Origin of the sequence: Porcipelethomonas ammoniilytica (genome assembly GCF_025567485.1) — a bacterium.
In the GTDB taxonomy this organism is placed as follows: Bacteria; Bacillota; Clostridia; order Oscillospirales; family Ruminococcaceae; genus Porcipelethomonas; species Porcipelethomonas ammoniilytica.
In genome coordinates, this window is the sequence record NZ_JAOQKH010000006.1 from 1 (window position 1) to 20456 (window position 20456).

Annotated in this window: 19 protein-coding genes and 1 pseudogene; 12 read left to right on the top strand and 8 right to left on the bottom strand. The window is 33.9% G+C overall.

Annotated elements, in window-relative coordinates:
- Positions 1–69: 69 nt before the first annotated feature.
- The 5 genes from OCV67_RS06050 to OCV67_RS06070 all read left to right on the top strand — a co-directional run bounded on the left by OCV67_RS06050 (position 70) and on the right by OCV67_RS06070 (position 2589).
- Positions 70–1146: a hypothetical protein gene (locus OCV67_RS06050; protein ID WP_147643096.1), complete on the top strand. Its 1077-nt coding sequence runs from the start codon at positions 70–72 to the stop codon at positions 1144–1146.
- 10 nt (positions 1147–1156) lie between these two features.
- Positions 1157–1327, top strand: a complete 171-nt coding sequence (locus tag OCV67_RS06055; protein ID WP_178085023.1) for a hypothetical protein — start codon at positions 1157–1159, stop codon at positions 1325–1327.
- Entirely contained in the window at positions 1328–1609 is a 282-nt protein-coding gene (locus tag OCV67_RS06060; protein WP_147643097.1) for a hypothetical protein, read from the top strand.
- Between the two features lie 441 nt (positions 1610–2050).
- On the top strand, positions 2051–2428 hold the full coding sequence (locus tag OCV67_RS06065; protein ID WP_147643098.1) for an N-acetylmuramoyl-L-alanine amidase: 378 nt from the start codon (positions 2051–2053) through the stop codon (positions 2426–2428).
- Positions 2429–2445: 17 nt separating this feature from the next.
- Positions 2446–2589, top strand: coding sequence for a hypothetical protein (locus OCV67_RS06070; protein WP_178085024.1), 144 nt, complete (start codon positions 2446–2448; stop codon positions 2587–2589).
- Between the two features lie 281 nt (positions 2590–2870).
- Here the strand turns inward: OCV67_RS06070 and OCV67_RS06075 are convergent, their stop codons facing one another.
- Together OCV67_RS06075 and OCV67_RS06080 are read right to left on the bottom strand one after the other, a co-directional pair.
- The gene (locus OCV67_RS06075; RefSeq protein WP_178085025.1) at positions 2871–4397 is read right to left on the bottom strand and encodes a leucine-rich repeat domain-containing protein; all 1527 of its coding nucleotides are present in this window, start codon (positions 4395–4397) and stop codon (positions 2871–2873) included.
- 344 nt (positions 4398–4741) lie between these two features.
- Positions 4742–6331, bottom strand: a complete 1590-nt coding sequence (locus OCV67_RS06080) for a DUF3472 domain-containing protein (RefSeq protein ID WP_147643100.1) — start codon at positions 6329–6331, stop codon at positions 4742–4744.
- A gap of 265 nt (positions 6332–6596) precedes the next feature.
- On the opposite strand from OCV67_RS06080, the pseudogene OCV67_RS06085 reads away from it, so the two are divergent.
- From OCV67_RS06085 to OCV67_RS06100, 4 genes and pseudogenes are all read left to right on the top strand, one after another.
- Positions 6597–6812, top strand: a pseudogene (locus tag OCV67_RS06085) (manganese catalase family protein); the annotation flags it as partial.
- A 599-nt stretch (positions 6813–7411) separates the two neighbouring features.
- Positions 7412–8503, top strand: coding sequence for a tyrosine-type recombinase/integrase (locus tag OCV67_RS06090; protein WP_147643102.1), 1092 nt, complete (start codon positions 7412–7414; stop codon positions 8501–8503).
- Between the two features lie 160 nt (positions 8504–8663).
- Positions 8664–11798, top strand: a complete 3135-nt coding sequence (locus OCV67_RS06095; protein ID WP_147643103.1) for an RCC1 domain-containing protein — start codon at positions 8664–8666, stop codon at positions 11796–11798.
- A gap of 24 nt (positions 11799–11822) precedes the next feature.
- Entirely contained in the window at positions 11823–12305 is a 483-nt protein-coding gene (locus OCV67_RS06100) for a hypothetical protein (protein ID WP_147643104.1), read from the top strand.
- Between the two features lie 117 nt (positions 12306–12422).
- On the opposite strand, the gene OCV67_RS06105 is transcribed toward OCV67_RS06100, so the two are convergent.
- The 4 genes from OCV67_RS06105 to OCV67_RS06120 form a co-directional block, all read right to left on the bottom strand.
- The gene (locus tag OCV67_RS06105) at positions 12423–13313 is read right to left on the bottom strand and encodes a M48 family metalloprotease (protein WP_147643105.1); all 891 of its coding nucleotides are present in this window, start codon (positions 13311–13313) and stop codon (positions 12423–12425) included.
- An 11-nt stretch (positions 13314–13324) separates the two neighbouring features.
- Positions 13325–14566: a type IV secretory system conjugative DNA transfer family protein gene (locus OCV67_RS06110; RefSeq protein ID WP_178085026.1), complete on the bottom strand. Its 1242-nt coding sequence runs from the start codon at positions 14564–14566 to the stop codon at positions 13325–13327.
- Positions 14567–14853: 287 nt separating this feature from the next.
- Complete coding sequence (locus OCV67_RS06115) at positions 14854–15261, bottom strand: hypothetical protein (RefSeq protein ID WP_147643107.1); 408 nt, start codon at positions 15259–15261, stop codon at positions 14854–14856.
- 75 nt (positions 15262–15336) lie between these two features.
- Positions 15337–15969, bottom strand: coding sequence for a replication-relaxation family protein (locus tag OCV67_RS06120; RefSeq protein ID WP_178085027.1), 633 nt, complete (start codon positions 15967–15969; stop codon positions 15337–15339).
- A gap of 370 nt (positions 15970–16339) precedes the next feature.
- Between OCV67_RS06120 and OCV67_RS06125 the strand changes: the two genes are divergently transcribed.
- The 3 genes from OCV67_RS06125 (at position 16340) to OCV67_RS06135 (ending at position 18367) form a co-directional block, all read left to right on the top strand.
- On the top strand, positions 16340–16480 hold the full coding sequence (locus tag OCV67_RS06125) for a hypothetical protein (RefSeq protein WP_178085028.1): 141 nt from the start codon (positions 16340–16342) through the stop codon (positions 16478–16480).
- A gap of 88 nt (positions 16481–16568) precedes the next feature.
- A complete protein-coding gene (locus tag OCV67_RS06130) occupies positions 16569–18122 on the top strand; it encodes a recombinase family protein (RefSeq protein ID WP_147643109.1) in 1554 nt (517 codons plus the stop codon).
- Entirely contained in the window at positions 18110–18367 is a 258-nt protein-coding gene (locus OCV67_RS06135; protein ID WP_262644407.1) for a manganese catalase family protein, read from the top strand. Before OCV67_RS06130 ends, OCV67_RS06135 begins: the two co-directional genes overlap by 13 nt.
- Before the next feature lie 95 nt (positions 18368–18462).
- Here the strand turns inward: OCV67_RS06135 and OCV67_RS06140 are convergent, their stop codons facing one another.
- Together OCV67_RS06140 and OCV67_RS06145 are read right to left on the bottom strand one after the other, a co-directional pair.
- The gene (locus tag OCV67_RS06140; protein WP_147643110.1) at positions 18463–19794 is read right to left on the bottom strand and encodes an MATE family efflux transporter; all 1332 of its coding nucleotides are present in this window, start codon (positions 19792–19794) and stop codon (positions 18463–18465) included.
- Complete coding sequence (locus OCV67_RS06145) at positions 19791–20411, bottom strand: cytidylate kinase-like family protein (protein ID WP_147643111.1); 621 nt, start codon at positions 20409–20411, stop codon at positions 19791–19793. The genes OCV67_RS06140 and OCV67_RS06145 overlap by 4 nt, the downstream gene beginning before the upstream one ends.
- Positions 20412–20456: the final 45 nt, after the last annotated feature.

The following is a 20456-nucleotide window of genomic DNA, read 5'->3' on the forward strand; positions in this document are numbered from 1 at the left end:
AGTAAAAAAATCCGGACAAATACTGATTATGAAATTAAAATTCCGTGTATATGAGGAGGGCGAATCATAATGGGATATATTCCGACAAATTGGAAAGATCATATTCTTTCCGATAATCGTTACCGTATCAATCAAAACAGCGACGGAACGGTTTCAATCACTCCTGCGGGAAAGGTCGTACAGCAGGGAACTCCTATGTCAGCTGAAAATTTTAATCATATGGAAGAGGGCATAAAAAGTGTGTCAGAGTTATCTGACAGCGCCAAAAAACTTGAAACAGCCCGTAAGATCAACGGAGTATCATTTGACGGAACACAGGATATAACGATAGATGTGACCGGCAAGACCCGCCGCTATGAATTGGGACCGTATGACAGCATTTCCAGATATTCTATGTTTGCCAGAACAAGCAATATTAATACGCTTGAAAACTGCGGAGCAACCTTGCTTGTGACAGACGCAGGCAATTTTGGTTCTCCCCAGACAGGCGCATGGCTGATACAATTAAGCAACCGTGAAAGCAAGCCGACTATGTCGGTTACAACGCTGCTGCCGCATAAAAGGGGTACAGTAAATTTTGGATATTATGAGGACAGTGAAAACGGTTATTTTTATTTTGGCGCATATACCGGAACATACCGTTCTGTTTTTGCAGTAACGGTTTTGAGGGGTACAAATGTAACGCTGTCTGATTTCGGCGATACTGCGGACGCTCCGGGCGGCTGGACAACGGTAACTCCGAGAATCTTACAGGACAATACCAATTTGCAAAGCTATCTTCCATTGACCGGAGGAACGCTGACCGGTGATTTAATTGCGCCGCACATAAAGCAGTCCCAATCGGGAACACTTCTTGCTGAAAACTCAACAAATGAAAACAGTCTGACGGTAACCAATGCTGAGATAGCAAAATATTCACTGCTGTATATGGCTGCAAGCTTGACGGAAAGAGAGACGGTAAACTTTTGTGATGTGATTCCGATTTCCGCTATTGTGGCAGGAGCGGTATTTACAAAGCAGATTTATACGGGTACAAGGATTTATACTTATACAGTCACCTGTACAAGCGCAGGAGTATTCACATTAACGCAAACTAACTCCACAGGTACAGCAGGAACGTTGAGATTAAAATTGTATGTTATTTAGGAGGTTAATTATGAAAACATGGGCAAAGCGTTCACTTAGAACATTTTTACAAACGGCTGTAGGTTACATAGCGGTAAATATCGCTGCAACGGATTTAACTGTAAAATCCGCTGTTTTGGGATTAGCTGTATCAGCTGTCTCGGCAGGTCTTGCGGCGGTTATGAACTTGAAGGAGAACTAAATGAATAAATACAGAAAAAAGCCTGTAATTATAAAGGCTATACGATGGACTGGAATTAATTTGGAAGAAGTCAAAGAATTTGTAGGCGAAAGTTTAATTTATGATATTCAAGATGCAGCTTGGCAGTGTGGAAAGGGTATTCCGAGTGTTGATATGAAAATAAAAACATTAGAGGGAGATATGGTCATAACTAAGGGTGATTATATTATTAAGGGTGTTAACGGTGAGTTTTATCCATGTAAACCAGATATTTTTGAAAAGACGTATGAAATTATAAAATAAAGTTGACATATTTCCATAATTGATGTATAATAATAAAAAAGGGGCATACCGATAGACGGTCGCTCCCTCATATTGGTTATTAATAAACCGCAAAGTTGGGAGCTTGGGCGGTTTATTTCTTTATATTCTTGATAACTTCATTAAGAGTCACAAGGATTAAGAAGACAATGATTGATTCCATTATCTATCACCTCCTTGCCTGCTTATTTCGCCTGCCCTAGTGGGGACGATAAGTAAGTTTATGGCGTAAGGAGGGAACAACCGCCTACCGAACGCAATAGGAAAAGCGTTCGGCAGACTTGCCCTAAAGATGGCAAGCCTACCGTTTCAGGTATGCCCATAAACATTATTATACTATAATCGGCATAATATGTCAATATGCACTCTGTTTTTACAGGGTGTATTTTTTATATCTAAATTTAAGAAATGAGGTAAATAATAATGAGTAAAAAAGTATTTATAGGAGTAGGGCACGGTGGAACAGACAGCGGAGCGGTTAAGTACATAGTCGAAAAAGAGTATACACTGAAAACAGCCTTTGCACTGTCTGAAATTTTAAGTAAATACGGAGTTGATTTTAAGCTGTCACGTACTCAGGATATTGATACCGATATGGACAGTAAAGTCGCAATGTGTAATAAATATGCTCCTGATCTGGTTGTGGATATTCATTTCAATGCAGGCGGCGGACAGGGCTTTGAGGTATATTACAGCCGCGTGGGAGGTACGTCAAAGACGTTGGCAAACAATATTAATACAGAAGTACAGAAAATCATGTCGAACCGAGGTGTTAAGACTAAGCTTGGCAATGGCGGTTAGGTATTAACAAATACGGCATGGATAAAAATAAGTCTTTCGGTGACGGTACGCTGAAAGCAGTAAATTATCTTCTTGATAAGTGGGGATATCAGCAGAATGGTATTGCAGGGGAAAATTTTATTAAACGTCTGCATACTGAAATTGAGAATAAAGTGAAATAATTTGCAAAATTTATAAAAGTGTGGTATAATTAATTTGTTGAAAAAATATACCGCAGAAACAATACAAAGCTAAACCCGTCGGGAATTTCCTGACGGGCTTTTTTATACTTTTGACAATTTCTTTAAAATATGATATACTATTATGCACAGGGAAAAAATGTTATACATTTTTGCGGAGCGGGGTAGAAATATTTCGCTCTATTTTTTATATAAATTTAAGCGGCAGGATCTCTCCTTGCCGCTTGTTAGTTTTATGAAAATTTGGTTTAGTATTATCTGATTTAAGAATACAGCATATCATATTCAGTTTTTAAAATACAATCTACCCAGCCTATAGCGTATGCTGTAACAGGACCGATCATGCATGGATGAGCGCCTTTCACCATAATATCTTCATTGTAATGTTGAGACATGTATGTATTAGTATATAAATCAGGTGCACCGAATAAATGTAACATTTCATGCATTACAACTGCTGACCCTCTGCTATCATTATAAATTAGTGATTTTTCGTTAAATTCTTCCCAGTTTCCAATAACAGAATATGATCTTCCGTTACGATTAACAAAAATGACGTAAGATATTCCGTCAGCTCCATAATGACTTAAAAGAGTACGTCTGCCATCGTATGTTAATTCAGGAACATCGTCAAGTAATGAAAATATATATGTACTTGATGTTCCGTTTAAAATATTTGTTAATTCGGAATTCTGGACTGTTTTAGTAACTTCAAGCAAAGAATTTGAATTACTTGTAACAAAATTAACACTTTTACCATATTTACCGGCTTCTATTGAAATTTTATTTGTAGCGTCAGATACTAATTCTCTTTTGGCAGTTTTATCGGCGGAAGAAAATTTTGTTTGATTATCCTCTAAGAAAATTGTAAATACTAACTGTTTTCCTGTACATAATTTTGCCGGACCTAAATTATAATTTGGATGTTTTGTTACAGTATAATTATTAGTATAATATGGAGTATATTTAAAAGAAGAACTTTGCATGTATCTGTTAGTAGGATTAATGTTAATATTACTTAAGGATGTACATTGAAAAAACACATCATTTCCCATATAATTTACAGAATCCGGAATAAAAATATTGTTTAATTTGCCACAATGTGCAAACGCTTCCCAGCCAATTGTAGTTAAACGTGAATTACTTGGAATATTAACGGTTTTTAAACTTGTACACCATGAAAAAGCTGTTGGTTCTATACTTTCAATTGTATACGGAATAGAAATTGAAGTTAACCCATAGCATGTCTGAAACATTGACCTTGGGATTGTTTTTAAATATGTAGAATTTATTTTTACAGAAGTTAATGACTCACAGCCGTAGAAAATAAGTTGTTCTAAGTTTTGTATTGTAGATGGAAGAGTAATGGATGTGATTTTTTTGCATCGTCTAAAAGCGCACTCCTTGATTTGTTGAACACCGGAATTAATATTAACATATTGTAAATTAGTACAATCTTCAAATGCAAATGCACCAATTACTTTTACTGAACCAGGTATTGTAACGTTAGAAATATTTGTATTATCTTCAAAAGCTCTTGATCCAATTGTTGTTACAGAATACCCATTTATTGTACTGGGTATTGAGATTTGTGAAGATGTTCCGTTGTAACCTGTAATTGTAATTTGATTATTGCTAATATTATAAACAAAACCATTAGATGTTGCTTCAGCACTAGCTGATATTGATAGATTCTTAAATACAAGAATACTATCATTTGATGTAATTGAAAATGCAGCAATAAAAACAATGGAAAGTAAAGCAGAAATAATTTTATTTGTTTTTTTCATAATGATTCTCCTTAAATTAATTTTTTTAAGCATGCTTATAAACACATTATATACCAAAAATTTACAGAAATCAACATATAAATATAAAATTAATCAAATATTTACATTATGTCTATATTTTGTATAAATATAAAGTGTAGAATATAAATACAGTTTGTGACTGTTTACCATCTTTTCATTAAAAGTCCCCACTTGCTTTATTAAGTTCAAGTGGGGATTTTAATTTTTTACTTTTGGTTGCATATCCGATAGAAAGTAAAAAACATTTAAAGGTGACTTCTAAAAATTCTATTTTTGAGTTTTTCGGCTAGTAACCAAAGTGAATCCAACTGAGATGAAAGCATTTAAAGAACATACCACTTAAACTGAGCAGCCGAAGTATTATGCGTCCATATCTGAATTGGTGCACCTGACCCAGTAGACGGTCCTTCAATATCCATTGTCATTGTTGAAGCAGCTTTCGGTCGAATATAATAAAGATTGCTGCCAGCGCTGCTTTTTTTCCATTTCTGTGTATCATCAGCGGCATTAAACGTTTTGAGAATCAGGTTCGAACCATCTCCTGTTCCGCTTATTGACACAGCTTTGGCATTATCCGGAGTCAGTATATAGAAATATTCGTCGCTGCACTGTACAAAATTCCATTCATATTGCGTATTGCTTTGAACAACATTTGCTTGTGAAGGTGAAACAAATAAATTACTATAATTACTTTTAATAGAATGCTTTTCAACTGTACTCATAGTATTCCATTTAAACTGATCAGGATCTGTGCCAAATTCCCATATCTGAATTACTGCGTTTGAAGCTGTGGATGGACCTTCAATATCCATCGTTTTTGTCGGAGCTGATTTTGGTTTGAAATAATGAAGCAGACCAGTTCCGGCATTGAATTTATTCCATTTCTGGTTGTCTGCACCGCCATTGAATGCAGTAAGTATCAAGTCAGAACCGTTGTCTGTACCACTTATTGTTATAGCCTTAGAATTATCTGATGTTAATATATAAAAATATCCATCACCTGAATCTACAAAGTTCCAATAATATTTGTTATTACTCTGAATAACTTTTGATCCTGAAAAAGCAACATACAAATTGCTGAATTTGCTGTTTATATACTTTGGCAGGATATCCGACCATTGAGGCCAGTTACTTGGAGCAGAAGGCTGATTTAAGCTATATATAGCCGGCGGAGCTGATTTACCGTTATCAGGAGTATTCCCACCTGACTGAACCCACACATAGCTATTGCTGCTGTCCGTACCCCAATCGCAGTTTTGGGTTACATTCCATTCAACATCAGCCCATGTAGTTTCCTTATATGGGAAATATGAATTTGTAATTTTGTTATTTTTCCATGACTCCCAGTTTTTTGTACTGGAATTACGACCATAAGCACGTCTTAACCTGCATCTGCGTTTTAAATTGCCGTTAAATGTAAAGTCCTCCTGAAACATAGAGCTTTTGTTTAGTGTACGGTTAGCCTGAGGGAAACTGATAATTGCTGCAAGAAACCAGTCACTTGCTCCTTCTTCACGAACCCATTGCGCATAATAAGTTTTTCCATTTATAGTTTTGGTTCCTATGCACATTGTATACCATTTTCCTACTGTCCAGGTATAGTTGGTAAAAATGTGTTTTCCTTCTCCCTCGCCGCCGAAATCAAGATAATTCGGATCGCTGTCAGCGGATAAATATTCGATTTCCGGAAGCATACTGCCATCATTCCATATAGACAGCAATATTTTATATTGACCTCCAGAATACTGAAAACCTGCATAGCCTCCGGACCAGTTATGAACAGCCCAGTAAGTATTGTTGGCTACTGTTTCACAGTACCAATCTACAATTACGAAATCATAACTTCCTCCGTCCGTCCAATCAACATACATATTCGGCGCTTGATTTTTTGGTGTTAAAGTAGTATCTGCCATAACGATTCCTCCTAATTAAAAATATTAATTTCATATAACCACAACATTTTTGACTTCCGGTTAACTATTTACAATGTCTCTTATAAATATTCTTTTTTAATTATACAATATAACCAATAATTTTACAATATTTACCATATATATTATGCCTACTTTTTAAAATTTTCTACATTTTGCCATAAAATAACAAAAATATTTTTGGAAAAATTGCTAAAAAATACTTTTAAAATAATATATTTAATATATCTATCTATAATGTTCATATGAATTAGCACATATGGAAATTGTTTCAGCAATATTATATCAATTAACAAGAAATCTAACACCTGAAGAAATTAAAGCAAGCGGCTTTGACACTTATTTTGTTGATCATACCACAGGCATATATCCTGTTGCCGCTTCCGGAACACCGTTTACAGCAGCGTATTTTCAATCTAAAGGTGACCCTATAACTGATCTTGTGGAGGATATGGCGGCAGATGGTACTATCATACAAAGGCTACAAGTCTCAAAAGTGCCTATTTTACGTGGTTTTAGAGTTTAAAAAGTAGGACATGCCTTACCATTGCTACAATCTCACATGGGTAACGTACGTAAAATATGATAAAAACAAACGGATTCGTATACTTATTTTTGTTGATTTTAAAGTATAATCCTTAAATTTGCTAATTGCAAAGAAATTCATAAAAAAATACTGTCAAGGGCACGAAGTGTGCATTTACCCTTGACAGTATTTTTTTATGAATTAAAATGGAAGTGCAGATTTAAGGATTAATTGTCATATCCGCAGAATATGTGAATAGTATATAATAAGATGTATTAATAGTAGTGCATATTATTGAAATTGACCCATAAAAAGTCGCTTAGTTGGATACTAAGCGACTGACTATTTTCAACTAAATTCTATCTTTATTTTACACGGAATTAGTAAAAAAGTCAAGAAAAAACATAAGTCAAGTCTGAAAAATCTACAATTTTTATAAATATAAATGTTGGTTTTTAAGTATAGTAAACAATAAAATATGAGATTTATTTTTATTAGGGGTCAAAATATGGGTCAGCGGACAGGAGGTTATATACATGGCAAAACGTGGAGAAAACATCAGAAAACGAGCAGATGGAAGATGGGAAGGACGATATATCGAAGCATATTCAAGCGATGGAAAAGCCGTTTACCGTTCTGTTTACGGAAGAACATATACAGAAGTGAAAGAAAAATTATCGTTGAATAAAAAACTTTGCAGTCAAAATATAAGCAATAAAATCAACATGGAAGAATTATTCAAAGAATGGCTTTATATCAAGGAAAAATCAATTAAAATATCCTCAGAAGTAACATATCGTTATCTTATAGACAAACATTTTATTCCGCATTTCAAAAATGTAAAAGCAATGTACCTCACAAGTGAGCTTGTACAAGATTTTATATCAAAAAATAACCAATTATCGCCCAAAACTGTGTGCGACATGATTTCACTTTTAATTCAAATAATAAAGTATGGGCAGTCAAAGAAATATATAAATTACTTTGATTTTGATTCGATTATATATCCAAAATCGCTGAAAGATGAACTGCCTGTTTTGAAAAATTCCGAATTTATAAAGCTTGTAAATTATGTACAGACAAACTTTGAAATACAGAAAACAGGAATTTTGCTGTCATTATTTATGGGTATCAGATTAGGAGAAATTTGCGCTTTGCAATGGGAAGACGTGAATTTTTATGATGAAACAATTCATATCGGAAAGACAATGCAAAGACTGAAAAACTTAGATAAAAATGCTAAGACAAAAACTAAAATTGTGATTGACACTCCTAAAAGTCAAAAGTCGATTCGTGATATTCCGATACCGTCATTTCTGCTTGAATTACTTAAAGAGTATAAATCAGGCGATAAATCGTATATTTTAACCAGCACGACTGATTATATTGAGCCACGTTCTTATCAGAAAAAATTTAAAAGTTGTCTTGAAAATGCAAGAATACCCGATACAAATTTTCATGCATTAAGACATACATTTGCAACAAGGGCAATTGAGCAAGGTTGCGACATTAAAAGTCTTAGTGAAATGTTAGGACACTCAAGCGTAAAATTCACTATGGAACGCTATGTACACCCATCAAATGAGCATAAAAAAATGAACCTGGAAAAGCTTGCCGTTTTCTATTAAGGGTCAAAATTATGGTCAAGGAAAGTGGATTTCTCTCTATTTTGCGTTGTTTCCTAATGAAAAGTCGCTTAGTATCCAACTAAGCGAACTGATTTCACGATTTGGGTCATTATTATGATAACCTATTTTGTGGGAAGTATGCAAATTTGGAGATGGTTTTATGAGAAGTAAAAAAAGAACTATTGGGATTTTGATTGTGGTTATTGTTGTGTTGTTAGGATTTGCAGGTTCGTTGCTTGTCTATAGAAATAAGTTATCGTCTGAGAATAATTCAGATGTTTATACAGCAGTTGATAAAGAAATATATGAAAAAATTGTTAATGATGCATTTAAAAACGCAAGTTTAGAAGAAAGAAAAGAGATCGCATTAAATGTTCTTAATACGCTTGAAAGTGAAAACAAAATTAAAAAAGATTCAATCAAATTTAATGATGAATATAATTGCTATTTTTTCTTATATAGTAATGGTGCAGAGGGCTCTATTATATTAGATGATTGTTTTTCTTCGCTTGAAACAAATAATAATATTAATGAAGATAATAGTAAAAATGATAGCATATTTGATATTGAAAAAGGCAATTTTGAAAAAAGTATTTCAAGTAATTATTTTAACAAAACTTATATAGAGAGTGGCAATAACAATGCAAATGGATATATTAAGGAAAATTTATCAACGTATAACTTAACTTATTATCCAAAATCAGCTTTAATTATTGATTGTATGGATAATGATTACGAACGGAATTTAAATAATGTTCTTTCTCAAACGTGGACTACAAATGATTTAAAAACTGATGTAAGATCAAACGTTACTGTAGAAGAATTTAAAACAATTCTAAATGGATCTGATGGTCATAGTGGTTATGATTTTATAAATATAGATGCACATGGTTTTATAGATTATAATGGTAATCCTACTGTATTTTTACAGGAAGAGATGAATCCATTTGAAAATAATTATTCAGATGATAGGGATGCCAAAAGAATAGGCACAATATTTGGCTTTTTGGGTGGGGAATATTATTTAAAATATAATTTTTTTGAATATTATTATTACAATGCATTAACTGATGAAATAATATGGTTAAGTTGTTGCAAAGGATACACTAATGATATATTGGTTGGAACTCTTGCTAATGATTGTAATGCAAAAGCAGTAATTGGATTAACAGATACAGTAATCGCAGATTATGATAATCGAATGAGAGATTTTTTTATTCACAAACTGTTATTTGGATATACTGTAAATGAGTCGTTGAAAGAAGCAAAATCTGTTTATGGTAAAGATGATGCAGAATGGTATCTTAGAAAATATAATAAAAAAGATAATACCCCTGCTGAATGTAAAAACTATAATGGCGGAGATGAAACTTTAGTAGAATTAGTAAGCATAAATACTAATGAAATGCTTTCGGGTACAGTTACAGACGAAAGCAATAATCCAATAAAAGACGCTGAAATTATAATAAACAATGTACGGGGTATGTCACATGGAATTACTGCAACTACAAATGAAAATGGTGAATATACTTTAGAATGTCCGCAAGATAGCTATAAAATAGTTGTTAAGGCTGACGGATATGAAGTTTTTGAAACAGATGATTTTGTAAATGTAGTCTATGGTGAGGAAAATATATTTAATATCACTTTGAAAAAAGTGATTGAGCCAACTGACCACATTGAACCCACCTTAAACTACACAGCAGTAGATTTAATAGAAAAAAACATACCCGAAATAATTTCGCTTATGAATGGAGAATATCAGATTATCAAAACAGAAAATGACGGATATATTTACATTCAAAATCAATCTGTATTATCTGGAATGGAATTTTATGTTCAAGTTTCGGGTGACGATATTATATCAGCCAACAATGGCGAAGAAATTCATAGCGATACATTAAAAGCAAAATTAGAATCAGGAGAACTAACCTTAGACGGAATACAAGTCAATAAATCAGGAAAAGTTAGCGAAACTATTCAAGCCGATATGGATTATAAATCATGCAGTAAAGTATTAGGTGATTTTAATTGTATCGGTGGTACTGGTGGCTATTTAGGTGGTGACGTAAGTTCTTTATCGTATTATTATAATGATAAAAACGCAAAAGTAATATTGAATTTTAATATACCAGAGGAAATTTATAAAGATTTAATCTTGGGTAAAATTAGTTCTGTTTCATCAGAAGAAATGAAATCTTATAATCCTAACTTGCGGAATGTTGTTATTAGAAAAGTAGAAACAGTTACTACTATGCAAACAGAAGCAAAAGAAAATCTTATCGAGCTAGTTCCATCTGGAAAAATTTCATGTTATGGTGAACATCGTGGAGCAATAACAAATAATGGAGATTTATATCTCTGGGGAAATAACAGCGACGGACAACTTGGAACAGTTACAGATGAATTTATTAAAGTATATTGGGATAAAAATGGAATCAGTTCAACACCTATAAAAGTAATGGAAAATGTAGCTTGTGCAAGTTTAGGATATGACACAAGTGCAGTAATTACAAATGATGGTAGTCTTTATACATGGGGGTGTGGAAGATATGGAAGATTGGGCAATGGCGATGATGATAATAGTATAGAACCAATAAAAATAATGGATAATGCAGTTTCGGTTAGCTTAGGTTTTGAAGCTGGTGCAGTAATTACGAATGATAGCAGTTTATTTGTATGGGGCTACAATCTTTATGGATTGGGAAATGGTGATAGTGGTCCATTCAAATCACCAGTCAAAATAATGGATAATGTAAAAAAAGTTAAACTTGGAGGGGATAATGGAGCAGTAATTACTAATGATGATGTACTATATATTTGGGGGAGTAATATTTGGGGACAACTTGGAAATGGTGAAACGACAGATAATATGAAATCTCCAGTACAAGTAATGGACAAAGTTAAAGATATATCATTTGGAGATTATTATTGTGCAATTTTATCTAATTCAGGTGATATATATATTTGTGGTCGAATAGTAACAAATAAAGGCGTTATTGGTACAGCTTCAGTTCCGACTAAACTCGAAATATCACAACAAGCAAAAGAAATAAGTTGTTGTGGTAATACGATTTATTTTATAGGAGAAGATGATTGCTTATATGAAATGGTAAAACATAATTCACCGGTAAAAATAATGGAAAATGTAAATTGCATAAGTTCTAATGTTGCAATTACTAACGATGGTTGTATGTATACATGGGGGTCAAATGAATGCGGTCAGCTTGGTAACGGAACAACAGAAGATAGTGAAGAACCTATTAAAGTTATGGATAATGTTATGTTATCATAAAATTAAATTAAAGGAGAATTTAAAATGAAAAAACGGTATAACAAATTGGTGGCATATTTGCTAATGGACTTTTCAGCGCTTATTTTATTACTTCCAGCCGGTTTGGTAATACAAAGCAGTGAGTTTATTTTAGCAGGTATTATAAGCATAATTCTAACCATTTTATTGACATTGTACATAAACAGCAGAACGCCAAAAGGCGAACGTGTTGGAACATGGTTTCGTGCATGGTGGCTTGGTTTCAAAATAGCTTTTAAAATTGCTATGTGCTGTACATTAATTCTAATACCTACTATGTTAAAATGGAGTATCAATATTGCTTCATGTGATGCGTCCTCAAATTTGAATAATGGAGAACGATTTATTTATGATGAAAATGGAAATATGTACGAAGTAATGAATAACGAAAATATTAAAGATGAAAGCGGAAAATGGCACAGGGTATGGACTAATAGTGACGGTTATAAGTTTATAGAAATCAACGGAAATAAAGTTTATTTAAGATAATATATTTCCTTATTTCCCACCCCAAAGTCCAAAATATTAAAAAACTCCCCGATATGTTCTTTTAAAACATATCGGGGACTTTTTTAACTATAGGTCGTTAAGGGGTTAAGGAAAACTTTACTTCGCAAGCTCGTCAAATTCTTCAAGATGTTTAATTCTTAGTGTAATTCTTGGGTGACTGGCAATCATTTTTTGAATAATGGAACTGTTATCGCCCAAAGATATTTTTTCAAGCAAATAAAGTGCTTCAATCATGTCCGTATCATAGCCGATAGAGTAAGAAAACAAATCCGCTTTAAACTCATTTTTACGGCTGTTTACCGACAAAATCACCTGTAATCCGAAATTCAAAAACCAAATAGAAAACTCAAAATAAAGCCTTATTAAAAGCATTAATGCGGAAAAAATACTGCGTTTTCCAGTAAATGCACTCTGAATCCAATCCAATAATAACAAGAATAATCTTGCAATAAGTACAAACACGGAGAGAATACCATTTCCAACAATCGCATATATAGTTGCCATTGTATCACCATGTACAAGATGTGCAATTTCATGCCCGATAACTGCTTTTAGTTCATCTTCGGTGAATGTATGCATTGCTCCCTTGGTGACTGCAATCGTATTTCTTCCTAACGCCATAGCGTTGACTGTCATATTGTCTATTACGCAAATTTCAATCTTTCTGAGTTTTTTGTATTTCTCTTTGGCACGTTCATAAACTTCCCCAAATAACGGCTGTAAATATTCTGTTTCCCGTTTCGTTTCAAGCGGGCGAACTCTGTTTAATAACCTCAAAAGCTTCTCGCCTAACGGACTAAATCCAATGATAAGTGATACTGCATAAACCACAAACACAATTAAAAAACTTTTTTCCGTACCGCCTAAAAGAATCGATGAAATTACATAGTAAAATATAGAACAAACAAGATAAACCGGGTTATTTTTCCAAAACCGAAAAAGAAAAAGTATACTTCTTTCAATATCGTCAATTAATCTGTCAATCATAGGAACTCCCCCTAAAACGGCTTAAAAACGTGTAATTTACTGTGAAAATATTCGTCTCTTGAAAGAAAAATGCCATATCCCGTTTGTAACTGCTTTATCTCGTCAGGGTGATATAAAAATTCTCGCACTCGTCTTGCAGAACCAAAGCCCGTTTGTGTGGTGTCAAGTCCTTTCTGCTGTAGCTGATACGTCACTTCCATGGTCTGTCTTGTGCCCAAAATGTTCGCCCAATTTTCGGAATTTATAGCACTATTTTGTCGTAACACAAGATAGTTGTTGCAGTTTTCAATAATCTGCTGTGTAAAATCTTCGTTTTCTGCACTTGCAAGGTCGGAAAGACTTTGCGTTGCAAGAACACAAGTGACATTTGCACTTCTTGATTTGTTCACAAGGTCAATGAGTGTTTTGGAAGCGTATACATTAATTTCATCGAACAAGAAAAATGTTCTGTTATTACTCTGAAAACGCTGACTTATCGCTTTTTTGCTGTCAATCAAGACTAATCGACCAAAGGCGGGTGATATTTCGGGATAAATGAGCGGATTCAAGATAAATAAAATAATTGCCTTTTCCTGCAATGCTGTTGCAATATCAATTCCAGTATCAGAGAAAAGTTCTCCCAATTCACTTTCGGAAATGGTTGAAAATCTTGCAATTGAATTTTCTGCAATTTTTCCCGAAGTCTTGGCGATTTCAAGATTTTCTAAATGTTTTTCTTTGGAAATTCTCTTTTCTTTCACCAACTGCATTGACAGTGCCGAAAATTTATCCAGTTCCATATGTTTTACAATCGTTTGGAATGAAAGCGGAATTTCTGCTTTGTTCATCAACAAAATCAATCGCTGTAAATAGCGTTCCGCATTGACCTTGTAATGCTCCTCCGACCAGTCTGTCATATTGATAAGCATATCTTTTGCAACAGTTGGAGAAGTATTGCAAAAAGGATTATATGTATCTGATAAAGACGGATTTGTTAAATTAATGCAGTAAATTTTCTTGCGGTAACGCTTGTTTAACTGCGTCAGAACATCTAAAATACTGCCTTTTCCTGTATCTCCTTTGCCGTCTACAATCAGCATGGGAAAGTCTTTTTTCATGCAGTTCTGCATATAATTGCTGAGTGCAACGGTTTTTCCACTACCGGTAGTTCCGCAAATAAAAATATGCTTTGCATTATCAGGGGAAAAAATCGGCTTTCTGCCGTTATATCCCAATAATGCGGAATTGGTTTCATTTAAGTTTTTCTGTTTCATTCTTTGTTTCACCCTCTTAAAATCACGGCGAAAATTAAACAGCTTTCGCATAAAAACAGTTTGTCTGCAACCGTGGATAATAATACAGATTGGAATTATAAAAATCAGAATTTTTATAATTATTTCATATTTTTTAAGTCCGTTCAAATAGATTAAAAATCATAGCTTGTCACCTCATAGTAAATTGATTTGTTACATTATATGCCGAAAAATAGGCTTGTATGATGTGGGACAAGGTATAAAAAATAGAAGTAATGTTTAACATCACTTCTATTAAATTTATATTTTTATGATAGATTACATATTTGTTCGCACACTGTATCACTCATTAAATATAGTTCAATACAATCTTTTAATTGTTTTTTACAATCTTGCTGAAGCATAACCTTTTGTAAACTTTTTGCGGATAGTTCATGATAGTTTTTATTTTCAGATTCTTCTAATTCTATCAATTCATCAAAGTAGTATTCTCTGATATCTAACAGTGCTTTCATAGATTTAGCGTTTTCAAAACATTGTTTGAGTTCTTCCAGTTGATTATTCTCTGGAATGCTTCTCCATAAATATAGCATAGAAAGAGCATTTTTCAATTGTCCTTCAAATGTATTTTGGTCGGCTTTTTGATATGTTTGAAAATATTCTTTGTCCTTTTGAATCAAATTACAATATTGTTTTACTAATTCATCTGTATTCATTTACTTTCCCTCTCTTTCAACGTTAAATTTTCCTAAAGTATATCATATATAGTTTGAAATCTCAACATATAATCGCTATTTCAGACTTTGCATATAGTCAGTGATTTTCTGTAAAGAAAGTATTTCTATGTTGGTATAATATCTCTGGCTGTTATTCAAAACGTTTAAAATTGCCGTCTGATAATCGGGAACGACCCATATTTGCGTATCATATTCCATGAAATTATCCTTAATAATATTTAACAAGCGGTTATTTGCTTTCCTCGTCAGCTCGACTTCCACGCAATTTGTCTGTTCATCTTTTGTAAAAATAAAATCGGCTCTGTGTCTGCGTATTCCAAAACCGTCTGACTGGTGCAATTGCTTTTCCGTTGTTATGTCGTTTAAAGACAAGTTTTCTTTGTGCATGAAATAAATTGCCGTATCTAAAACTGTTCTGTCATGTACGATTTGTTCAATCTTGACTTTTTCCGTACCTGTTCCGACCTGTATAAGCGATTTGCCTTTGGCTGTCAAAAAATAAATACTTGGCACACCATACAAAAATTTTTTGCGTTTCAAATATCCTGCTTCAATTAAAATCTTCAATCTTCTGTCTGTCGCTCTCTGTCCCGAAAAATTGGCTAACCATCGAATGTGTTTACTTCCGCACGCTCTCCACCTGTCAACCTCTCTTAAAATCAACTCGTCTCTTTCTGTTAATCTCACCTGTTCCACCACCTCTTATATATAATTAAATAATAATAAAAAATAAGAATATAAATAAAAATAAATATTATAACTTGCTCACAGCTTCGGTGAATTGCAAATATAATTTATTATATGTATTGCACGATGTTATAGTGGGGTCTCGTATGAAATAGGAGACCCCACTATAACATCGGCAATTGTAATTCGCCGAAGCTGTGGGTTTTCTCGTTATATCTTTATTTTTATGCTCTGTCTTTTGTGATTAGTACACTTTTGTTACCTGTTGGTGGAACAGGGGAAATTAATATAATCAGTAATTTTGTAAATATTTTGAATAAAAGACAAGCAGTATTACATAACAATACAACAGAGAATGGAGGGAGTTGTATTGTCAAGAAAACAAATTATAAATGTGAAAAATACATTTCAAAGTAAAAGCGAAAAGGAACGTTCACAAAATTACACAAATAAATGGATAAGTATTATTAACAAAAATGAAGCTGATAAAGTTAACAAAAAGTTCAAATAGTTCCCTTTACAAATCGGCTCAAATATTGTATTATAGATACATACGAACCGATTTGTTTTTATCAAATCCGAAAGGAGAAGATGAAGCAATGAAGGTAGCAATTTATTGCCGTCTTTCTGAGGAAGATAAAAATAAGCTTTCAAAAGAAGACGACAGCGAAAGTATTCAAAATCAAAAATCTATGCTTATTGAATATGCGGTGCAAAAGGAGTGGGAAATTTACAACATTTATAGCGATGACGATTACACGGGTGCAGACAGAAACCGACCTGCGTTTAATCAATTGCTAAAAGATGCAGAACAACACAAGTTTGACATTGTGTTATGCAAAACACAATCAAGATTTACAAGAGAACTGGAAATCGTTGAAAAGTACATACATGGATTATTTCCGATATGGAATATCCGTTTCATAAGTATTGTAGACAATGCCGACACGGAAAACAAAGGCAACAAAAAAGCCCGTCAGATAAACGGACTTATTAACGAATGGTACTTGGAAGATATGTCCGACAACATTAAAAGCGTTCTGACTAATAAAAGGCGCAACGGCTCACATATCGGAGCATTTGCACTGTATGGATACCAAAAAGACCCTAATCAAAAAGGGCATCTGATAATTGATGAAGAAGCAGCGCAGGTGGTTCGTGAAGTCTTTACTTTGTTTTCGCAAGGTATGGGAAAGAGTTCAATTGCAAGATACTTAAATGAAAAAGGTATTCCAAATCCTACAGAGTACAAGCGTTTACATGGTCTGCGATATAAACCACCTGTAACTAAACAAAGTACGCTATGGAGATATTTTGCTGTTGCAGATATGCTCATTAACGAAATCTATATCGGCAACATGGTTCAAGGTAAGTATGGGAGCGTTTCCTATAAAAGTAAGAAAAACAAGCCTATTCCAAAGGAACAATGGATTAGGGTAGAGGGAACTCATGAACCGATTATTGATATGGATTTATGGAATACGGTTCAAGAAATGATTAAACAAAAAGCAAAACCTTTTTCTAATGGTGAAATAGGAATTTTTGCAAAAAAAGCAAGATGTATGTACTGTGGTTACGTTATGCGTTCTACAAAATCTCATGAAAGACGTTATCTGAAATGTGCAACCAAGAATGCCTGCAAAGACGCTTGTATCGGTTCTTTTATCTCCGTTTCTGTTCTTGAAGAATATGTGCTGTCAGAATTAAAAAATCTGTCTGCAAAATATCTTGATATGGACGAACTTGAAAAGAATGTTGTTTTTAATCAAAAACTGGACGAAAAGAAACAAATTCTTGAAAACCAGTTAATAGAATATCAAGCGAAAATGGTTAATTGCTCGACAGGTATCAAAACGCTTTATCTTGATAAAGTTAAAGGTATCTTAACCGAAGATGATTTTATTCAATTATCCGCTGATTTGCACAAGGATAAAAGCACATATGAAAATTTAATAAGTGAATTATCCTCACAGATTGCAGAAATTGAAAAAAAACAAACAAATACGGCAAGCAACAAAGAACAGCTCAAAGAATATCTGTCTTTGGAGCATCTGACACACGATATTGTAAATCAATTAATTGATTTTATCAGTGTTGGAAAACGTGACCCAGAAACAAAGGAAATACCTATTGAAATCAACTGGAAATTTTAATTTTTAAATGCTTATGGCGGATTGTCGCAGAGCAAAAAGCACGTTCCACCTATGATAATATACTTCGTCTTGCAGATGATCCGGACGTACGTGATCCTATTAAATTTTTACGTGAAAGAGAAATTGTTCATTTTCAGAGATTCGGCGAAGGTTTGCGTATTACACAGGATAATCTTAATTCAAAGAATTTTTATGCATGTAATCCGGCGTTTGATAAACAATGCGGAAAAAATTGCAGACGATAAATTATGTTTTTATTTAAATAAGGCAGATACGGAGGTATCTGCCTTATTTTTATTAATTACTATAAATAACTGTCTGCTTGTTCAAGGCAGATGTTTTAAATATAATGATATCGTTTTCTCATTTTTATAATAAATATTATTGTTATAATCATTGACATTATTTCCGCTGCAACAATAGATATCCATATACCGTCAATTCCAAGAAAAGCAGGTAGTATCAACACTGCTGCTATCTGAAATACCAAAGTACGCAAAAATGAAATAAGAGCTGAGATAAGTCCGTTGTTAAGCGCAGTAAAGAAAGAGGATCCATAGATAGAAGTTCCCGCAAATAAGAAAGAGAAAGAAAAAATACGAAATCCTCGAATTGTTAAATTTATTAATTCGGCATCATAACCTACAAACAAATTTGCCAGCGGATAAGCCAGAATTTCTGCAAGAACAAGCATGCATAATGAGAAAATACCGATAATAGAAAAACTTTTCTTTAAGAGACCTTTAAGCTCGTCATAATTATCGGCGCCGAAATGATATCCTGTAATAGGCGCTGTACCCACGGAATATCCAATAAATGCTGCAAGAAAAATCATATTGACATACATCAGAACACCATATGCTGCAACACCGTTTTCTCCGGCATATTTCATCAGCTGTGCGTTATAGAGCATGTTTACAATTGACATTGAAATATTAGTCATTAATTCGGATGAACCGTTTGTACACGCTTTAATAAGCGCTTTTTTATCAAATTTAGTCTTTGTCAGACGAAGAAGACTTTTATTCGGACGGCTGAAGTAAATCAGAGGAATAATACCGCCGACAGTCTGACTTATTGCAGTTGCAGCAGCGGCGCCGGCTAATCCCCATTTAAATACTGCAATAAAAAGAGCGTCCAGTATAATGTTAGTTAAGCCTGCCGCAACCGTTACTCCAAGACCAAGCTGAGGTTTTTCAGCAGTAGCAAAAAAGCTTTGGAATTCATACTGAAGCATATAAAATGGGAGTGCAATAAGAATAATTCTGCCGTATATAATGCAGTCTTCAAGCATTTTACCTTCTGCGCCCAGGAACGATGCGATTGGACGAATGAAAATCATTCCTATAACAGCTATTGCAATACCGCTGATTGCAGTTACATAAACGAACAGTGAAAACAGCCGTTTGGCTTTATCACGGTTGCCTTCTCCCATAGTTTTGGAAATCAGCGCACTGCCGCCTGTACCGAACATAAATCCGACGGCGCCCAGGATCATAAGAAACGGCATAATAAAATTTACTGCTGCAAACGGTGTTTTTCCTACAAAGTTTGATACGAAAAAGCCGTCAATAACACCGTAAATAGATGTAAAAACCATCATTATGATTGACGGTAATGTAAAACGAAGCAGCTTTTTATAAGTGAAATGTTCTGAAATTTGTATATTCATTCAAAATTCCTCCGTAGATAATACTTTGCATATTCTGCAATAAGGGGCGTTAAATCCTTGATATTCATACCTGACGTATTTACGCACAGATGATAGCCGGATTTGTCTCCCCAGTCAATATCAGATACAAGCGCATGACTTTCCGCTCTTCCGCGGTCTATGCGCCGAATTTGTTTTTCAAGTTCGCAGTCGGAAACGTCTGAGGAATTGTTGTCACGTTCACGGCAGCGCTTGATTTTTTCTTTCATATTTGCATAAACAAAAATATTAAACGGTTTATATTCCTTTAATATTTCATTTGAGCTTCTGCCGACAATAACAAAATCTTTGTTTCTGGCTGCAATTTCTTTAATAATTTTATGCTGCTGCGCAAGAAGTACGGCTTTATTGTTTATATCTGAGGAATAGGAAAAGGTACGTCCGAATGTCAGCGGAAAGCTGTGTATACTTCCGTTATTTATGATTGATTCAATATACCGTTCGTCCATTTCGGTGTTTTTTGCAATGGCAGTTAGTATTTCACGGTCGTAATAGTTCATATTTAAAATATCTGATATTCTTTTTCCGATTTCCCGTCCGCCGCTTCCGAATTCACGGCTTATTGTAATAATTTTCATAAGTAACCTCCATTATGAATTTTTGTCTTTACAGATAAGGCAATT